Genomic DNA, 17,852 nt, shown 5'->3' with positions numbered 1-17,852 from the left:
ATATGGATACGAGTCTACTAATTATTGTCATCGTTATCATACTGGCGCTCGCTTTTGACTTCATCAACGGATTTCATGATACGGCGAATGCGATCGCGACTTCAGTCTCTACCCGGGCACTGAAGCCGCGGACCGCAATCATGATGGCGGCTGTCATGAACTTTCTCGGGGCAATTATGTTTACCGGCGTGGCCAAAACGATCGGCGGCAGTGTGGCGGACCCCGCCAAGCTGGATAACGGGCTGGAGATACTGATTGCAACGCTGCTCGCGGCGATCATCTGGAACCTGATTACCTGGTGGTTCGGGATTCCTTCTTCTTCGTCACATGCTTTGATCGGGGCTCTTGCAGGAGCCGTATTTGTCGGAGCCGGTTCGGAGAAATTGAACTGGAGCGGTTTTACTACGATTCTCGAGGGATTGATATTCTCCCCGTTGATCGCCTTTGTCATTGGTTACATCGTCATGATGATACTCAAATGGGTCTTTGCCAAACGTAGTCCGCATACGGTCAATAAAGGCTTCCGGACGATGCAGATCATCACGGCGGCGATTCAGAGCTTTACCCACGGGACGAACGATGCTCAGAAGGCGATGGGGATCATCACTTTTGCGCTGGTTACGGCCAAATACCAGGACCATATGGAAGTTCCATTGTGGGTCAAGCTTTCCGCAGCGACGGCTATGGCACTCGGAACTTCGATCGGCGGCTGGAAGATCATCAAAACGATGGGTACGAAAATTTTTAAAATCGAACCGATTAACGGCTTTGCCGCCGATATTACCGGCGCTTCCGTTATTTTCGGAGCAACATTGCTGCACTTGCCTGTTAGTACGACGCATGCCATTACCTCGGCCATCCTCGGCGTAGGTTCGGCCAAGCGGTTCTCGGCCGTAAAATGGTCGCTGGCCGGACGGATCGTTATTGCCTGGGTAATCACGATTCCAATCGTGGCTGTGTTGGCAGGATTAATTTACACGGTGTTGTTCTAATATAATGAATCAAGCTTAAGACACGAAAGCCAATCTAACCGGGTTGGCTTTTCTTTATATATTGAAGAGGAGACAGGAAGGAGGAGACGGCATGATCCGAGCCATGGGCATTACGCATGATCATAAAGTGGAGACGGGTATTCCGCTCGAGTCGATTGGAGATTCAAAATACGGCTGGAGCTGGGTGGATTTTAACGAGGCAAGTGAGGAAGAAGCGGAGCAGCTGGACCGGTTCTTTCATTTCCACCCGCTGGCGATTGAGGATTGCCTCCATGTATTGCAGCGACCGAAGGTCGATTATTACGAGGGTTATGAATTTCTCGTCCTTCATGCCCTGGACCCGGAAACCTTGAATACGGAAGAAGTGAATTTGTTCATCGGGGACAAGGTTTTGGTTTCGTTTCATCAACGGGCGCTGAAGGAAATCGATGATGTATGGAACAGCTTGGCGGGCCGGGCGCAGAACCGGAAGGCTTGGGCACGGGGACCTTTTGTGGCGGCTTATATGGTTATCGATGCACTCGTAGATCAATATTTCCCTTGTGTTTATGCGGTTGAGGACGAGCTGGACGAGCTGGAAAAGCAGGGGAGCCGCGAATCCGTAGAAGTGCTGATGAATCAGGTGTTTGATCTTCGCAGCCGGCTGCTTAAGCTGCGCCGGACCATTGTTCCGATGCGGGATCTGATGTACCGAATTTTGAATTCGCAGCATATACAAGGGGAGAAAGAACCGCGCGCTTATTTTGCGGACATTCATGATCATTTGTTGAAGCTGGCGGAAATGATCGAGACCGATCGCGAAATGACCGCGGATTTGCGCGACTCCTACATTTCGTTGAATTCCAATCGGATGAACGGGATCATGAAGACACTTACCGTAATTACTACGGTATTTATGCCGCTCACCTTGATCGCAGGCATTTACGGGATGAATTTCGCGTATATGCCTGAGCTGGAGTGGCGATACGGATATTTTGCCGTCCTGGGCCTGATGGGCCTGCTTAGCATCTGGATGATCCTGGCCTTCCTGAAGCGGGGCTGGTTCAAATAAAGCAAGACGCCGCCGGGAATTAGCGGCGGCGTCTGCCTGTTTTTTTACGGCTGCGGGAGCCGGAAGTGCTCTTGCGGCCTTTTTTGCTCCGGGTTTTGCGGCGGGGCTTATATTCATCGAGCTTACCGCCGGAGCCGCCCAGCAGCTTCGCGCCTTTGCCCCCGGGAAGAAGTCCTGCGAACATTTTGGCCATAGGCGCAAACTGCTGGACGGTCTGCATGACCTTTTGCACTTTGCCCATCGTGGCCAGGATACCTTCGATTCCGCCCAACCGCTCGATCATGCCGCCGATATTGGCGAGGGAGAATCCGGATGCAGCTTTGGTGGCTGTATCCGCAGCCGTCGCGGCAGGAAGCGTGGTCAATGAGCTTCCGGCGGCCGGCGAGAATGGCGCAAATGCGGAAGCTTCCGCAGTTAGGGGTAAGTCTGTGGCTTCATAAGGGGTAATCCCCGGGTAAATGTCATTGTATGGATAAGAAGACGGCGCTGCGCTCCGGTGAGGAGATTGGTAATGTGGCATTGGATCACTTTCCTTTATTAATATTTTGGTTAAAATTGAACCGTTGAACCCGCCCTTGATAGGCGTTTGTTTACTACACTGTATGTGCCCGGAGGCGAATGCGTATAGACGAATGTCCCGATTCGATAGGCGATTGCCGGATTTGGGCGTTCTTTCTGTGATGCGTGAAACCGTTAATGCTTGAAAATGGGGACTCGGCTCGGGTACAATGGGATTGTGGATACAGTAACATTAGGGGATGATTATCTAGTGCAGCTTAAGAAGTTGAATGATAAAACGATTGATCAATTATTCGAAGCCATTCTTACTCTGAAAGACATCGAGGAATGCTATACCTTTTTTGATGATTTATGTACAGTCAACGAAATTCAATCGCTCTCTCAGCGTCTTGAGGTTGCGAGAATGCTCGGCAAAGGGAACACGTACAACCAAATTGAGGCTGAGACCGGCGCCAGTACGGCAACGATTTCCCGGGTCAAGCGTTGCCTCAATTACGGCAATGACGGTTACAAAATGACGCTGGACCGTTTGGGACGTTAATGATGGATTCTTTTAACCAGGCGGACATGCCCTTTAAACCCGGCGTATTAGTCATTAGTCATGGCTCGCCTGACCCGGAGTGGGTCATTCTGGTGGATGAGGCCGTCGCAGCAGCGGCGGCCGGACTGCCGCAGGATGTTCCGGTAGAGGCATCATTTCTGGAAAAGGTGGAAGGCAGACTGATTCAGGATGGCATTGATCGCCTGGAAGCTCTAGGCGTAAGCGATCTGATCGTAATCCCTCTGTTCGTTTCCTCCGGGAGTACGCATATTGATGAAATTGCATTTGCCCTTGGCGTTAAGAACACGCCGGAGAAAGAGACCGACATGGAGCGGCTCCGTTGCTCCGCACGCGTGTTTTTTGGTGATCCGATCGATGACGACCCTGTGATCGCCGAAATGATCTGGGATAAGGTGAAGAATTTGTCGCGGGAGCCCGAGCGGGAAGTATTGCTGCTGGTGGGACACGGCAGCATTCACGACGGTTTCCGTCAGCGCTGGGAGCGGGGCATTTCCTCGTTGGCAGCCCGAACGGGAGAACTCAGCGGGCTCGCGGATGCCGATTATGCGCTGCTCAATCCTGACAGCGTAAGGCGCAAGGTAAGCTATTGGAATGAGGAACGGGGTTTCGAGGTCATTGTGGCGCCGCTCTTCCTCAGCGCGGGCTATTTTACGAAGACCGCGATTCCATCCAGGCTTACCGGCCTTGATTTCCGGTATTCCGGGGACGCCTTGCTGCCGCATCCTTTTCTCGCTCGCTGGATGTTAGGGCAAATATTGAATATAATGAAGACATTGAGTCAATAAGAGGTTAAATACACATATATAAATAAATGCGGATAATAGGTGGCGTTAATGGAATGAAGAGAGCTAGGTTGATCTATAATCCGACATCCGGACGGGAAGAGATGCGGCGGCTATTGCCCGACGTACTCGACCGGCTGGATAAGGCCGGAATTGAAACCTCCTGCCATGCTACGGCAGGGGAAGGGGATGCCACGCGCGAAGCGGCGGATGCCGTGGATCGCGGGTATGATATCATTATCGCGGCCGGCGGAGACGGCACGTTGAATGAGGTCGTGAACGGGATGGCCGGCAAGGATAACTTGCCTCCGCTGGGGATTTTTCCGCTCGGAACGACCAACGATTTCGCCCGCGCGATGAAGATCCCCAAGCGCTGGGAGGATTATTGCGATCTGGTAATTGAGAATAAAACCCGTCCGATCGATATCGGCAAGGTAAATGGGCGCCATTTCATAAATATTGCCGGCGGCGGCTCTTTGACGGAACTGACCTATGAAGTGCCGAGCCGGCTCAAAACTCTGATCGGCCAGCTGGCTTATTACATGAAGGGCATTGAGAAAATGGCCAGCCTGTCGCCGACCCATCTTATCATTGATGCCGAAGGGCATGATCGAATGGAAGGCGAGTTCATGCTGTTCCTGATCGCGAATAGCAACTCCGTCGGCGGCTTCGAGAAGCTTGCCCCCGGCGCGCAAATCGACGATGGCCTGCTTGACGTCATCGCCGTCAAGAAATGCAACCTGGCGGAGTTCATCCGCCTGGTGACGATGGCGCTGCGCGGCGATCACTTCAATGACACGCACGTCGTCTATTTCAAGACGCAGCGGATGGAAGTGACTTCGCCGGACAACGTGCTGCTCAATCTCGACGGCGAGCTCGGCGGCGAGTTGCCGGGCGTGTTCGAGATTCTTCCGCAGCATTTGCGGATCTTTGCTTAGGAAGGCGTTCGATGATCGAAAGTGGCAAATATCCGGCGAGTGTGGCTCTTTGTTAGTTAAACTAGCTAGATGGGCGGGATGAGGGAGGGCTCTCATCCCGGGGATTATCCGTCGTAGCCGATGATGTATATTGGCCGGCTGGTTTTGCCCTATTGGCTCATGTGCCGACCGATAATTAACTGGATTTTATACAGGTAATTTCGAGAAATTGGCTAAATGTGAAGCATTAACTGTAGAACCTACAGCTAAATTGAGGGGTCCGAGCGCAAACGTCCTTTTTTCACAAAAATAGATGTAGGTTTTCCAGTTAATCAGCTCATGTACGCGTAAGTTGCGAAATTAGATGTATAAAATCCAGTTAGTTGATATACAGTCCAGTTAGTTGAAGTGAATAGGTTCGAGTTGTTGCTGATCCCCTGCCTGTCGGCGGGGGTTTTGTGCGGATAGAAGTTTGTGCGGTTAGAGGCGGCGGGATAGAAACGGGCAAGTTCCGGTTAAGATGAGAGTAAAGCAAGCGCGGAATTCAAGCGGATAGAAATGAGGCAATGAGTATGACGAAACAGCAGGGGCAAAACAGGCAGAAGCAGGCGTGGCGGGATTCGAAGGGGAAGCGGACGGAGAGCGGGCGGCAAGGGCAGCGCGGGGAGAATAGGAATGTGCCGCAAATCGAGGGATTGCCGGTCGCGAAAAATGACGAGGTCGTCATCGACATCATCGGCATGAACCATGACGGGGAAGGCGTGGGGCGGGCCGAGGGCTACACGCTGTTTGTGCAAGGAGCGCTTCCAGGCGAAAAGGTCCGGGTCAAGGTACTCAAGACGAAAAAGCAGTACGGCTACGCCAAGCTCCTTGACGTGCTTGAAGCGAGCCCGGACCGCGTGGCCGCGCCCTGCCCGATCTACGACAGATGCGGCGGCTGCCAGCTGCAGCACTGGAGCTACGCCGGGCAGCTCGCCTGGAAGCGGCAGCATGTCGTCGATGCGCTGGAGCGCATCGGTAAGCTGCACGTGGTGGGCGCAGGGCCCGAGGCCGGAAGCAACGCCGCCGAAGCCGCTGGGCGCGGCCCCGGCATCACCGTGCTGCCGACGCTGGGCATGGCCGAGCCTTGGCGCTACCGCAACAAGGCTCAAGTGCCCGTCGGCGTCACGGACGGCGCGCTGGTCGGCGGGTTCTACGCCCGCGGCAGCCACCGTATCGTCGATATGGAAACGTGCTTGATTCAGCACGAGCATAACGACGATGTGGTGGGCCGCGTCAAGGCCATCGCCCGCGAATTGGGCGTCACCGCCTATGACGAGGAGACCGGGCGCGGATTGCTGCGCCATGTCGTCGTGAAGAAGGCGTTCCGCACGGGCGAGATGATGCTGGTGCTGGTCACCAACGGACGGGATATCCCACATGCCGATGCCTGGATCGGCCTGATCCGGGAGCAAATCCCCCATGTAGTCAGTATCTGCCAGAACGTGAACACCAAGCAAACTAACGTCATCTTCGGGGACGTGACCCGTGTCCTGTGGGGACGTGACGTGATTTATGATTATATAGGCGATGTGCAGTTTGCGATCTCGGCGCGTTCTTTCTACCAGGTGAACCCGGTCCAGACCGAAGTGTTGTACGGAAAAACCGTGGAGTACGCCGGACTAACCGGCCGCGAAACCGTCATTGACGCTTACTGTGGGATCGGCACCATTTCGCTGTTTCTGGCCCAGCATGCCGATCGTGTCTACGGCGTCGAAATCGTCAAAGAAGCGATCGAAGACGCCCGCGCCAATGCAGATTTGAACGGTATGAAGCACGTGACGTTTGAAGTCGGCGCATCGGAAGACGTCATCCCTCGCTGGAAAGAGCAGGGCATCGAAGCCGACGTCATCGTAGTCGACCCGCCACGCAAAGGTTGCGACCCGCGTCTGCTGGAGACGATCCTGGAGATGAAGCCGGAACGGGTGGTGTACGTGAGCTGCAACCCTTCCACATTGGCGAGGGATTTGCGCATCCTTGAGGATGGCGGGTATCGGACGGTGGAGGTGCAGCCGGTGGATATGTTCCCGCATACGGTGCATGTGGAATCGGTGGCTTTGTTGGTGAAGAGTGAGACAGTGAAATAAAATCCTTTTATTTAATTAGATTTTCAATGTGGGACAGAGTTGGAATATTGGTGGTACAGATGCTTAAGATCAGACTTGATGTAAAATTGATGTAAAACCCCACCGGATTTCAGCCTAAATGAACAGAAGAAACTAAGGAATTGATGTGATCCCTGTCAGGTAGACATATACAAAACAAAATTTAAGCTGCTGAGTTCGGTATTCATAGTGACTCAGGCTGCTTAGTTTCAATTGGTAACGTGTATGGTGTAAAAGCGGGTATATAGATAATTAAAGTATTGACTTGAGATCTAAAGTAGAAAAGCACGAATAGCTTGTCCTATTTTATTCTCTGCCCCGTCCCTAAGTATAAAGAATAAGTCCGCTGGATTGCAGTATCGTTGCCGTCCAGCGGGCAATTAGTGTTAGGAACTTAGTGCCGGGTAATTGACCTCTCATTCCTTCGTTACACCTGTCGAAGGAGGAGTAGGTCTTACTAAGAGGGAGAATAGTGAAGATTAATTAAAGTGAACCATATCATAAATGAGGCGAAATTTGCATATTCGATCTTTTTTTGAAAAAATAGAAGTAATATCACTTATAAACAGTATGGAACGGATGTGGTATAATAAAGTTTCAATAAGTATTTAAAATTCATGTTCTAGCTAGGATGTGAGTAATTGAACTCTTGGAAAAAAAAACTGAAATATAAGCGTTACATTGAAAGACATGCAAGAAAATTATTTTTAAGAAACCAAGCTCATAAGAGATGGAAGCGTCAGAAGTTGCGCAGAGAACAAGGTCTCAGTAAAACCTTTTTAAAGCATAAAAATGAAGGATTCGTTTATGTAACTGTACCATCACAATTTTCATTTTTAAAAAACACAAAAGCAGTATTACAAATAATAAATAAATTGGATACTTTACTTAGAGATAAAAAGAAGGTTTATGTTAATTTGGAGAATGTAACTGAAATTGACAATGGAGCAATTACGGTTTTGCTTTCTAAAATGACTGAATTTAGACTTGATAAGGTCGAGTTTAATGGTAATTTCCCTAAAGATAGGACATCTAAGGGGTTACTGATTTCGTCTGGTTTCTTGGATCATTTAAATTCAAGTCATCTTGGAACTTTATTTAATGAGTCTCCAGAAAATGTGTATGGGAAACGAAATCAGTTTATTACCAAACCTGGGATGAAGGTTATATCGAGTTTAGCTGGATGGATATGCGAGCGTACATCCGATACGTTAGAACAAAGAGAGACTAATAAGGGTCTGTACAGAATTCTTATTGAACTTATGCACAATACACATAATCATGCCGCTACCAATAAGGAAGAAAAAGCGTGGTGGCTGACAGTACATCACGATAGAATGAATAAAAGGGTTTCTTTTGTTTTTCTGGATTTCGGTGTTGGGATTTTTGAAAGCTTAAAGAGTAAACCAGAAACATCTAAGCTTACCGGCATATATATAAAGATGATGGAGATAATGAAAATTAATAAACACTCTGAGATGTTAGAATCGATACTTAAGGGGAAAGTACACAAAACTATAACAGGATTGGATTATCGCGGCAAAGGGTTACCTGGTATTTACGAAGCAAGTAAAAGAGGTTTTGTCACGAATTTAAATATCATAACCAACGATGTTGTAGCCGATGTGAGTAATGATTATTATGGTTCTTTAGACTGCAATTTTAAGGGTACTTTTTTGTATTGGGAGATCATTGCGTGAGGAGGAATACACAGTGGATAAGTTGCGAATTGAAATTGCTTCAGAGTTTACTAAAACTCCCGGGCCCAGAAGTAGAACTGAAGGTGAGTTTTCAGGAGAGCAATTCCGAGAAGAAATATTATGTGAAAAATTAGAAAAAGCATTTAATGAAAATGTAAAGTTAATTGTAAATTTAGACGGTACCTTTGGTTATGGTACTAGTTTTCTAGAGGAAGCATTTGGAGGGGCAGCTAGGATATATGGAGCAGAAAAGATGTTAAATCATCTTGAATTTATTTCCAATGAAGAACCTTATCTTATAGATGATATTACTGAATATATTGAAGATACTAGGAGTGTCTCTTAATGAAGTACAGAGCAGTATTAATTTACTGTATTGTAGTAATATTCAGTTTTATTATAGGCGGTGCAACTGCTGCTTGGATTATAAAATCGAGGCTATTTAAATTCGAAAACGAGATTAACCTGACTGATTTGTTAACTCTCGTTATGACAGTTCTACTTGCTCTTTTTATTACTTTTTTTGTTGAAAAAACAAAAGAAATTAAACGAGGAACAAAGGACTTATTTATTTCATACTATAGAGATTACCGGATTTACTTGGAGTCTAAGTTAGTTGCAATTCAGGGGAATCAATTGAGCTATCCGAAAAAGAATGCAACATTTAAGCTACTTAGAGCTCGATTACATGAACTGAATGAGCTAACTGTTTCTAGAAACATAATAAATAGGGATAGTTTGTTTATTCAGCAACTGAATGCTTCTGTAAAAGATTTGTGGGTAGAAAGTACAAGGACAGTACAGATTGATGATAGAGGATTAGAGAACATTGAATTGATATTGCTCAGGATTGAGAATTTAATTAATAAATTTACTGTAGAAATTAATGAAGCATGAAATTTTATCTTGAGTTTATTCAAGATCTGGGTTTGGTTGATAATTAGTGATAAATATTGAAAAAAACAAGGTAGCTGTCATCAAAATAAGTGCGTTAATTCCAAATTGTGATTCGCTTTAATAACTCCTTTCCATTACTCAGGGCATTCGTTATTGAATGCCCTGATTTTTTTCTATATTTAAAATATTTAGGCAATAGTGTTTTATAAATAAAAGAAATATTCGAAGATGGACATTATACTGACTGGAGGCACATGCGTTCTCTTTCATATTTTTTTGATTTTTGTTACATTAATTATTGAATTCTAACTATTATAGGGTGAGGTGAGAATAGTGAGTAGTATTTTTACACTCTGTGTAGTTAGAGATGAAGATAAAATACTTGTACAAAAAAGAGAAAAGACTCCTTTTAAAGGATATTGGAACGCACCTGGTGGAAAAGTGGAAGGCCAAGAGACTCCTATAGAAGCATGTTTAAGAGAGGTTTTTGAAGAAACAGGGCTTCAACTCAATGAAGTGAGATTTAGAGGTGTGATGACTGTTTCTAGCTTGAGTAGACAGCAAAACACTCAGCTTTTAATGCTTTTCGATTCCAATAACTATAACGGTGAACTCATGCCTTCATCGGAAGGAGAAGTAGATTGGATCGAAATCGATAAAATTTATAATAGCAAAATTATCCCTGCCAGTACAACGTATTTACTTCCATATATTATGGAAAGTGAAGGAATTATAACTGGTAAGCTAGTTTATAATAGAGAATTATTAGAGGTTTGTGATATATCGTTACAAGTATAAAAATGCCTATATTTATGGGCATTTTTTTATTTTTGATTTTACTTGGCAGGATTATAGAAGTTATGTGTATAAATAGTATCAATGTGAAAAGATAGGAGAGATAGATATGGGAAGTTCAGGTTATGGGTCTTTTGGAGATTTAAAGAAGTCACCAAATAATGATCTTTGTAAAAAAGCAATAGAAGGAGTTGAGCTAGAGGAAGTAGCTCGTTCTGAGTACTATAGTGAATTAAATGAGGTACCACCGTTTATGCATTTAATTGAAGTTAAGAGGGAATTGGTAAATGGGCGTGTTGTTGTAATAAGCTCTGAAAATCAAATAATTATAGGGAATCTTCCTAGTAAATACAGCTACTTATTAGCATGTATGAAGCAAGGTATCTCTTATATGGGAACAGTTACCTATAGTGTAGTCAATCCAATACCAAGAGTAATGGTTGATTTAAATGCAGAATAGTTCGAAATTTTTAATAATTGGCGAAGTATATACTGATGTGCATTTAAATGAGTTGGCTGGAAATCAGAGGTTGCTTAGATTGGGTGGTATATTCCATACTGCTCGGGCTATGGATGCATTAAAACAGCAATACGATCTTGCTTACATAGCTCCTGGGTATCTAAAGGAAAGTATTGAAAGTTTCAAAACAGAATTAAATGCAAGTTCAGTTGTTCAAATTGGTGATGTGAAAAATTGCCCTAATGTAATGCTCATTACTGATTCAATTGAGGTTGCCGACCAGGGTTATAATGATTTACTTAGAGAGCAAAGTGAGGTAGCGTTTCAGCTTAACGATTTGAGAATATTATTGCAAAATAACGATTATTCCGATATCTTGATATACCCGGGCAATTACTCATTAATTGATTTGCTTAAAGTAATAAAGATTTACAAGACGCCGATTCATATTGATTTTCAATATGGTATAAATCATCTTATTATGTGGTTAGAAAGCGGAATATTGCTTGAAACATTTATCATTTCAACTTCATCAAGCTATTTTTTATCAGAATGCTTAGGTAGCTCAGAACAATTAATAATGAATGTAGGATCAGAAAAAGCAAAAGGAATTCTATTAAAGGAAAATAGAGGAGGATCAAGATTTTTTTCTAACGGCACTGTAATTTCAACTCCAGCATTTTTAACAGAAACGGTGCATTCTGTCGGAGTAGGGGATTGTTTTAATTCTACTTTTTTAAGTAACATAAGAACTGGTAAACAGGAAACACTCTCTTTAAAAATAGCTTCTTATATTGCTTCCTGGTACTCAAGTACTTGGGATCATACAATGTTTAAAAAAAGTATAGAAAATCTGCCTGAAGACAGCGAACTGGAAGCACTTACTGGTACCTCATTAACTTGGGAGGATAGAAAGAAGCATCACGTATATATAGCAGCTCCAGATTTTCCCGATGTTGATGTGAGATGGATTGATAAGCTTTCTGATTCCTTAACTTATCATAATTTCACTCCACATAGGCCAGTAAAAGAGAATGGTTTAATACGTGGTAATGAGTCGCTTGAACAACAAATGACAGCTTATATTAATGATGTGCTTCTCTTAGAGAAATGCTCTATTCTAGTGGCTGTTCTTCTCAACGATGACCCTGGAACATACGTAGAAATTGGATGGATGGCGGCAAAAGGAAAAAGTACCATATTATTTGATCCATACAAACAATCACGGAACTTGTTCTTAAGGAAGACTGTAAACCAAATTTGTTATACACTTGATGACGTAATAAAAACAGTTTATGAGTTAATAGCAAAAAATGAACAGGAGATCTTAGATGCAAAAATTTGATGCCTTGTTGATGGCTTCGGGTGGCTTAGACTCGACTGTTATGGCTTACTGGTTAAAAAAACAAGGGAAAAGTGTGTTGCCTTTATTTATAGACTATGGTCAGCACTTCAAAGAAGAAGAATTCAATACACTTCAAAAAGTTATACCTGAAGAGTTTAAAAAAGATATACGTGTGGTTAGGGTTGGAGATATATATATCAACTCTAACTCTCGTATGATAAATGAACCGGATTTATGGAACGAAGAAGTGGAAGCGGATGATTTATATCTTCCGTACAGAAACCTGCTGTTTCTATCCATTGCATCATCTTTAGCTCAAACGGAAGGTATAGCTGAGGTATACTCAGCGTTCATTAACTCTAATCATGCCAAGGAAATTGACTGTTCTAAAAGCTTTTTTGATCAATTAGGTACCTTATTAGAAGGTTATGGAAGTGTTAAAGTATGTATGCCCTTCCGAGATTATTCAAAACTTGAAGTAGCTCAATTAGGCTTAGAATTAAAGGTGCCAATAGCAATTACTTATTCCTGTCAAGCAAGTAGTAAATTCCACTGCGGGGTTTGTCCTAATTGTGTGGATAGGATTAATGCATTAAATAATCTATAACAATTTAACAAACAAGTTTCACCTGTCCAATAGAAATATTTTCAATCAAGTAATGCACCCATTATAATGGGTGCTTTTTTTACATAGTCGAAAGAATGAGTATATTTCCTATGATCATATAAATATTACTCTTCCGTAGTGAGTATCAACAAAGGTTGCCGACGTTACAGTCAAAGTTATAATCTGCATAATGCAGGTTTTCAATGGTTAAGCAAGATGACAATGAAAGTGCAGGTTTCTGAGGCTTCAGTAATTATCCAAATTGTAGGAAGACGAAGGCTATATAAGCGTAAATAACGACTATCTTAAGATAACTACAGAGGCATACCTTAAATATAGTTACCCAAAAAAGTAAAACCAAGCTCCAAAAACAAGGACTCGTCGTGTCCAGACGCCGTATTGGCCGCATTATGCGCGAGCAAGGCTTTGTCTCCACCTTATACCATTGCCCAGTTTAAGCCCCACAAAACGGCCTGCAATGAGGCGGTTATGACGAATGTGTTAGATCGTGGTTTGACCAGGCTGGAGCTAAGCGCTTCGTCGTTAGCGATCTGACGTATGTGAAGGTCCAGCACCGCTGGCACTACATTTGCGTCCTCATTGACCTGTTCAATCGAGAGATCATCGGCCAAAGTGCAGGTCCACATAAGGACGCTGCTCTGGTTTCGCGCCTTTGCTACGAAAGAAGGCGACCTGAGCCAAATCCAGTGGTTTCATACGGAACGTGGAAGTGAGTTTGAAAATCAGAAGATGGACGAGCTTCTGAGACCTTTGAAATCGGTCGGTCGTTAAGCGCGAAGGGTTGTCCTTATGACAATGCTGTGGCGGAGGCCACCAACAAGGTCATGAAAACGGAGTTCATCCATCAGAATGGAGTTCCAGAGCCTTGATCACCTACTGTTGGAACTGTACGACTACGTCAACTGGTTTAACAAGCATCGAATTCATGGATCTCTGGGATACATGACGCCTGTTTAGTATCGCCAAGCAGCCCTTAAAAAGGATGTCTGATTTAATGTTGAGAATCCAATCAGTCCCGCGATAGCCTTGTGTCATATTAACCAGGATAAGTTGTCTGCTCTTTAGGGGGCAGCCAACTTTTTTATATAGAAGTGAGTAAATCCTCATGCGAGAATGTAATTTTAAAAAATTAAAAAAATTGCCTTTTCATAGTCAGTTAGATAGAATGGAAACAACAAGAAAAAATTAATTTAAGAAAGGCACGAATTCATATGATTAGATTAGAGGATTTGGTGGAGTTTGTTAGTGGTTCGCCACAATTTAGAATTAAAGAATCGTCTGATATTACAGCGCCACTTTACAACTATTATGGCCAATCCGATCTTGAAGCGGATTTGGTTGGTATGGATTCTAATGGTAGTGACGGCAAACAAGTGCGAACTTTCGATAAGGTCAATACACTATATCCAGATGATGTTGTTTTCAGTTTGATATCGGGGAAATCTTCCATCGTTAGTGTGAATCATAAGGGGTACCTATACACACAAAACTACGTCAAGTTAGTGGTTGGCAATAAGATAGATTCAAAATATCTTGCCTTCTTGCTTAATGAAGATCAATCCATCAAAAAACAGTTTCAAATGGGATTGCAGGGTTCTCAAGTTCTAAAATACACGCTGAAACAAGTGAAAGAGCTTGAGTTGCCGGATTTGCCAACCATAGACAAACAGCGGATGATCGGTGATCTTTATTTCTACCAACTGAGACTAGAAGCATTAAAGAAAAGGGCGGCTAATTTTGAAATTATTGTATTAATCAAAAAGCTCAAGGAGGCAATCCATAAATGACCGAGAATCAATTTGAAACGGAATTAATTCAATATCTTTCGAGCGGCACAATTACCAGACAAGAACATCTAGATGGAATAAGCGATTTTGGCACCAAAGAATCCAATGTTGATTACATAGTAAAAACTAAACTGTGGAAATATGAACCGCATATTAAGACTACGGCACAGCTCTGGGATAATTTTAAGGCAATTCTGGAACAACACAATCAGAACACGCTTGAACATCCTTTAAGTGTTGTGGAATTCAATCAAGTGAAGAAGATCATCTCGGATATTAAGACCCCTTATGAAGCGGGGCAGTTCCTGTACGGCTTAAACGGGGTGTCGCAAATCGAGATTGATTTGGACGATGGACGTCATGTGTTCCTTACAGTTTTTGATCAAAAACAGATCGGGGCCGGGGAGACCGTTTATCAAGTGGTCAATCAAATTAAACGTCCGGCAGTGATCACAGGGAAACAAACTCGATATTTTGACACAACTCTTCTGATTAATGGTCTGCCCATCATTCAAATTGAAGAAAAGCGTGATACCCGTAATGTCGATGAGGCGCTCAATCAAATGAAACAATATGCGAATGAAAACCAGTATCGTGATATTTTCTCAACTCTGCAAATCCTGGTGGCCATCACACCGAACAATGTGAAGTACATGGCAAATACGACATCAGATAAATTTAATAAGGACTTCGCGTTTAACTGGCAGCGCAAGAGTGACAATACGATCGTACGCAGTTGGAAGGAATTTGCGGATTCCATGCTGTCCATTCCAATGGCGCATCAAATGGCTACCAACTACATGATCTTGGACGGAACAAAGAATAGACAAACCTTGAAGGTGATGCGTCCCTATCAGGTGTACGCGACACAAAATGTGATCGAGAGATTGAAACGTGCTGATTTTGAATTCGGCATAAATAAAATCGGCTACATATGGCATACCACCGGATCGGGTAAAACCATTACCAGTTTCAAGACGGCCTGGCTTGCAAGCCGGATGCCGAAAGTGGATAAGGTTGTCTTTGTGGTCGATCGAATTGCCTTGACCAAGCAAACGAATGAAAATTATAGAGCCTACGACCCGGATGCGACGGAAGACACATTTGGCAGCGTTCAAAACACAGATAACACAACCGATTTGAGCCGTAAGATGAAAAGTAAAGACAATGGCATTATTGTGACTTCCGTTCAAAAACTGGATACGTTGGTGAAACGTAAATCTTTTCAAGCTCCAGACAAGAATATCGTGTTTATCGTGGATGAAGCACATCGTTCCACAGGCGGCGACTCCTTCAAAAATATCCAGGAAGCCTTTAAGAGATCGGCCTGGGTTGGTTATACAGGAACGCCAATGTTTGATGAGACAACGACCGGGCTTCGAACGGAAGATATTTTTGGCCCGTTATTACATGCATATACCATTCGTGAGGCGATTGCGGACCGGAATGTTTTAGGTTTCAAGGTTGATTTTGAGACAACGATTGACGAAAAACAGATGAAGGAAGTCTATCTTCCTGCGTTTTACCGTGAACGTTATCCAAAATGGAAGGATGAGCAAATTCAACAGAAAATAGGCCATCTATCCCAGGAAGACATGGATGATGCGGTTGAACCCAGCTTCTACGATGAGAATCTGGATCATGTCAAACTGGTCGTGGAGGATATTTTCAAACATTGGCGCAACCGTTCTAATGAAGGCAAATATAATGCTTTGTTTACGACGCACGTGGGCGGCGGGAAAGCAAGCACGCCAATGGCGATGATGTATTTTAAGGAGTTTCAACGTGTTAATGAAGAAAATAAGAAGAACGGCGGTCAGACTCTAAAAGTTGCCGTGACGTTCAGTCAAAATTCATCGAATAATGATAGCATGCTTGCTACAAATCAAGGTTTGTATGAGGCCATCCAGGCTTATAATGCTGAATTTGGTACAGCTTTCGGGATGGATGATGTTTCGGGCTACACCCAGGACGTGACTTCACGCTTGAATAAATCTGCTTCAGATGGTAAGTTCCTCGATTTGGTGATCGTGGTGGATCAATTATTAACAGGATTTGATGCGCCTGAGCTGAACACGCTTTATGTGGATCGAACCTTAAAAGGTGCTGGGTTAATCCAGGCTTATTCACGAACGAACCGGATTGCGGATATGCAAGGGAAACCTTGGGGACGTGTAGTCAATTACCGCTGGCCCGCGCACAACGAGAAGTTGATGAATAAAGCGCTCGCTGTTTATGCCAATAAAAATTCAGCTACTTTGTCTGAAGATGAACAACGCAATTCTAATGAAAAAGACGGGATCATTGCCAAACCGTTTGAAGATGTGTTTCACGAAGTGAAACAAGTTGTTGAAAAATTAAGCAGCATGACGATGAAGTTTCAACAGTTACCGCCTTCTGAGAAGCAAAAGGATGATATGCTTGATTTGCTCCGTGAATATAACAGGGGCATGGCCAAATTAAAGCAATATGATCCTGAAGAAGTGGATGGCGAAAAAGTTGGATTTAACTATGACGATCCAGATGAGTTACTAGAGAAGTTAGGGATGACTTCCAAGCAAGAAGTAATGTTGACCACGGTCTTAACCAATGAACTTAAGTCTCATATTGCTAAAGAGAAGCAGATTCCTCTTTACCAAATCGAACTGCGGATGACTCACGTGAAGGATGTTAAAGTGGACTATGATTACCTTACGGAACTCGTTGAACAATTACTGAACCAGGTTCACGAAGGTAAGAAGGAAGAAGCCAAAGAAACGCAGGAGAAAATCAACCAATTTGCGAATGGATTGGATGATCGCAACTATGCAGCCAAGATTATGAATGCAGCGGACGCAATTATGAAAGGCCACTTTCCCCCTGCAGGATTTGACTTCAAGTATCCTGCAAGGCTAAATGACAGTGAACAGATCATCCAGCAAGCCAACAATGTTAGCTTGGATCGAATGTTCCTTGACTTCCGCGTGAAGTGGGGGATCACGGAAATTATCACAAGTGCCGGGATGCGTGAGTTGTTCAGCCGCCATCGCTACGGTGAGAAAGATTTGGATGATACCGGTCAAATCCGTGACATCATCACTCAAGCCAGTTCTAACTACATGACACTTGCGCTTGACGAAGGAGTGCAATCCTTGCCTAAAATGAAGTATCGAAACGGTTTGCGCGATGCGATTTATGAACTAGCGGATGAATTGGCAGAGAGGTAAGAGGGTCGTAGAAGGAAGATGGTTAGTTCCAACTTGGAAACTACCATTCGATCTATAGAAAAAGTGG

At 44.1% G+C, this 17,852-nt stretch carries 16 protein-coding genes and 1 pseudogene; 16 read left to right on the top strand and 1 reads right to left on the bottom strand.

Going from position 1 to position 17,852, the window contains the following annotated elements; genetic code table 11:
* Positions 1–2 precede the first annotated feature (2 nt).
* On the top strand, positions 3–992 hold the full coding sequence (locus tag KB559_RS15965; RefSeq protein ID WP_211022932.1) for an inorganic phosphate transporter: 990 nt from the start codon (positions 3–5) through the stop codon (positions 990–992).
* Between the two features lie 91 nt (positions 993–1,083).
* Positions 1,084–2,043, top strand: coding sequence for a magnesium/cobalt transporter CorA (gene corA / locus KB559_RS15960; protein WP_211022931.1), 960 nt, complete (start codon positions 1,084–1,086; stop codon positions 2,041–2,043).
* A 19-nt stretch (positions 2,044–2,062) separates the two neighbouring features.
* Here corA and KB559_RS15955 read toward each other — a convergent pair whose 3' ends face one another.
* A complete protein-coding gene (locus tag KB559_RS15955; RefSeq protein ID WP_211022930.1) occupies positions 2,063–2,563 on the bottom strand; it encodes a hypothetical protein in 501 nt (166 codons plus the stop codon).
* A 249-nt stretch (positions 2,564–2,812) separates the two neighbouring features.
* Between KB559_RS15955 and KB559_RS15950 the strand changes: the two genes are divergently transcribed.
* The 14 genes and pseudogenes from KB559_RS15950 (at position 2,813) to KB559_RS15880 (ending at position 17,785) form a co-directional block, all read left to right on the top strand.
* Positions 2,813–3,103 carry a YerC/YecD family TrpR-related protein gene (locus tag KB559_RS15950; protein ID WP_091230469.1) on the top strand — a complete coding sequence of 97 codons (291 nt, stop codon included), beginning with the start codon at positions 2,813–2,815 and terminating at the stop codon, positions 3,101–3,103.
* A gap of 2 nt (positions 3,104–3,105) precedes the next feature.
* Positions 3,106–3,909 carry a sirohydrochlorin chelatase gene (locus KB559_RS15945; RefSeq protein WP_247681872.1) on the top strand — a complete coding sequence of 268 codons (804 nt, stop codon included), beginning with the start codon at positions 3,106–3,108 and terminating at the stop codon, positions 3,907–3,909.
* Positions 3,910–3,962: 53 nt separating this feature from the next.
* A complete protein-coding gene (locus KB559_RS15940) occupies positions 3,963–4,844 on the top strand; it encodes a diacylglycerol kinase (protein ID WP_211022929.1) in 882 nt (293 codons plus the stop codon).
* 551 nt (positions 4,845–5,395) lie between these two features.
* Entirely contained in the window at positions 5,396–6,949 is a 1,554-nt protein-coding gene (gene rlmD, locus KB559_RS15935) for a 23S rRNA (uracil(1939)-C(5))-methyltransferase RlmD (RefSeq protein ID WP_247681871.1), read from the top strand.
* Between the two features lie 659 nt (positions 6,950–7,608).
* Positions 7,609–8,667 carry a hypothetical protein gene (locus tag KB559_RS15930; RefSeq protein ID WP_211022927.1) on the top strand — a complete coding sequence of 353 codons (1,059 nt, stop codon included), beginning with the start codon at positions 7,609–7,611 and terminating at the stop codon, positions 8,665–8,667.
* A 13-nt stretch (positions 8,668–8,680) separates the two neighbouring features.
* Complete coding sequence (locus KB559_RS15925; RefSeq protein ID WP_211022926.1) at positions 8,681–9,013, top strand: STAS-like domain-containing protein; 333 nt, start codon at positions 8,681–8,683, stop codon at positions 9,011–9,013.
* Positions 9,013–9,564, top strand: coding sequence for a hypothetical protein (locus KB559_RS15920; protein ID WP_211022925.1), 552 nt, complete (start codon positions 9,013–9,015; stop codon positions 9,562–9,564). The genes KB559_RS15925 and KB559_RS15920 overlap by 1 nt, the downstream gene beginning before the upstream one ends.
* A 333-nt stretch (positions 9,565–9,897) precedes the next feature.
* Positions 9,898–10,362 (top strand): NUDIX hydrolase, encoded by a 465-nt coding sequence (locus tag KB559_RS15915; protein ID WP_211022924.1) that lies wholly within the window; start codon positions 9,898–9,900, stop codon positions 10,360–10,362.
* Between the two features lie 106 nt (positions 10,363–10,468).
* Positions 10,469–10,819: a hypothetical protein gene (locus KB559_RS15910; protein WP_211022923.1), complete on the top strand. Its 351-nt coding sequence runs from the start codon at positions 10,469–10,471 to the stop codon at positions 10,817–10,819.
* Positions 10,809–12,164: a nucleoside 2-deoxyribosyltransferase gene (locus KB559_RS15905; protein WP_211022922.1), complete on the top strand. Its 1,356-nt coding sequence runs from the start codon at positions 10,809–10,811 to the stop codon at positions 12,162–12,164. Before KB559_RS15910 ends, KB559_RS15905 begins: the two co-directional genes overlap by 11 nt.
* Positions 12,151–12,771 (top strand): 7-cyano-7-deazaguanine synthase, encoded by a 621-nt coding sequence (locus KB559_RS15900; protein WP_211022921.1) that lies wholly within the window; start codon positions 12,151–12,153, stop codon positions 12,769–12,771. The genes KB559_RS15905 and KB559_RS15900 overlap by 14 nt, the downstream gene beginning before the upstream one ends.
* Before the next feature lie 332 nt (positions 12,772–13,103).
* A pseudogene (locus KB559_RS25195) lies at positions 13,104–13,749 on the top strand (IS3 family transposase); the annotation flags it as partial.
* A 254-nt stretch (positions 13,750–14,003) separates the two neighbouring features.
* On the top strand, positions 14,004–14,579 hold the full coding sequence (locus KB559_RS15885) for a restriction endonuclease subunit S (protein ID WP_211022918.1): 576 nt from the start codon (positions 14,004–14,006) through the stop codon (positions 14,577–14,579).
* A complete protein-coding gene (locus tag KB559_RS15880; protein WP_211022917.1) occupies positions 14,576–17,785 on the top strand; it encodes a type I restriction endonuclease subunit R in 3,210 nt (1,069 codons plus the stop codon). Before KB559_RS15885 ends, KB559_RS15880 begins: the two co-directional genes overlap by 4 nt.
* Positions 17,786–17,852 lie beyond the last annotated feature (67 nt).

Origin of the sequence: Paenibacillus sp. Marseille-P2973 (genome assembly GCF_018101095.1) — a bacterium.
Lineage (GTDB): Bacteria > Bacillota > Bacilli > Paenibacillales > Paenibacillaceae > Fontibacillus > Fontibacillus vini.
The sequence above is the reverse complement of the archived record's forward strand: the minus strand, read 5'-3'. Positions and strand labels throughout refer to the sequence as shown.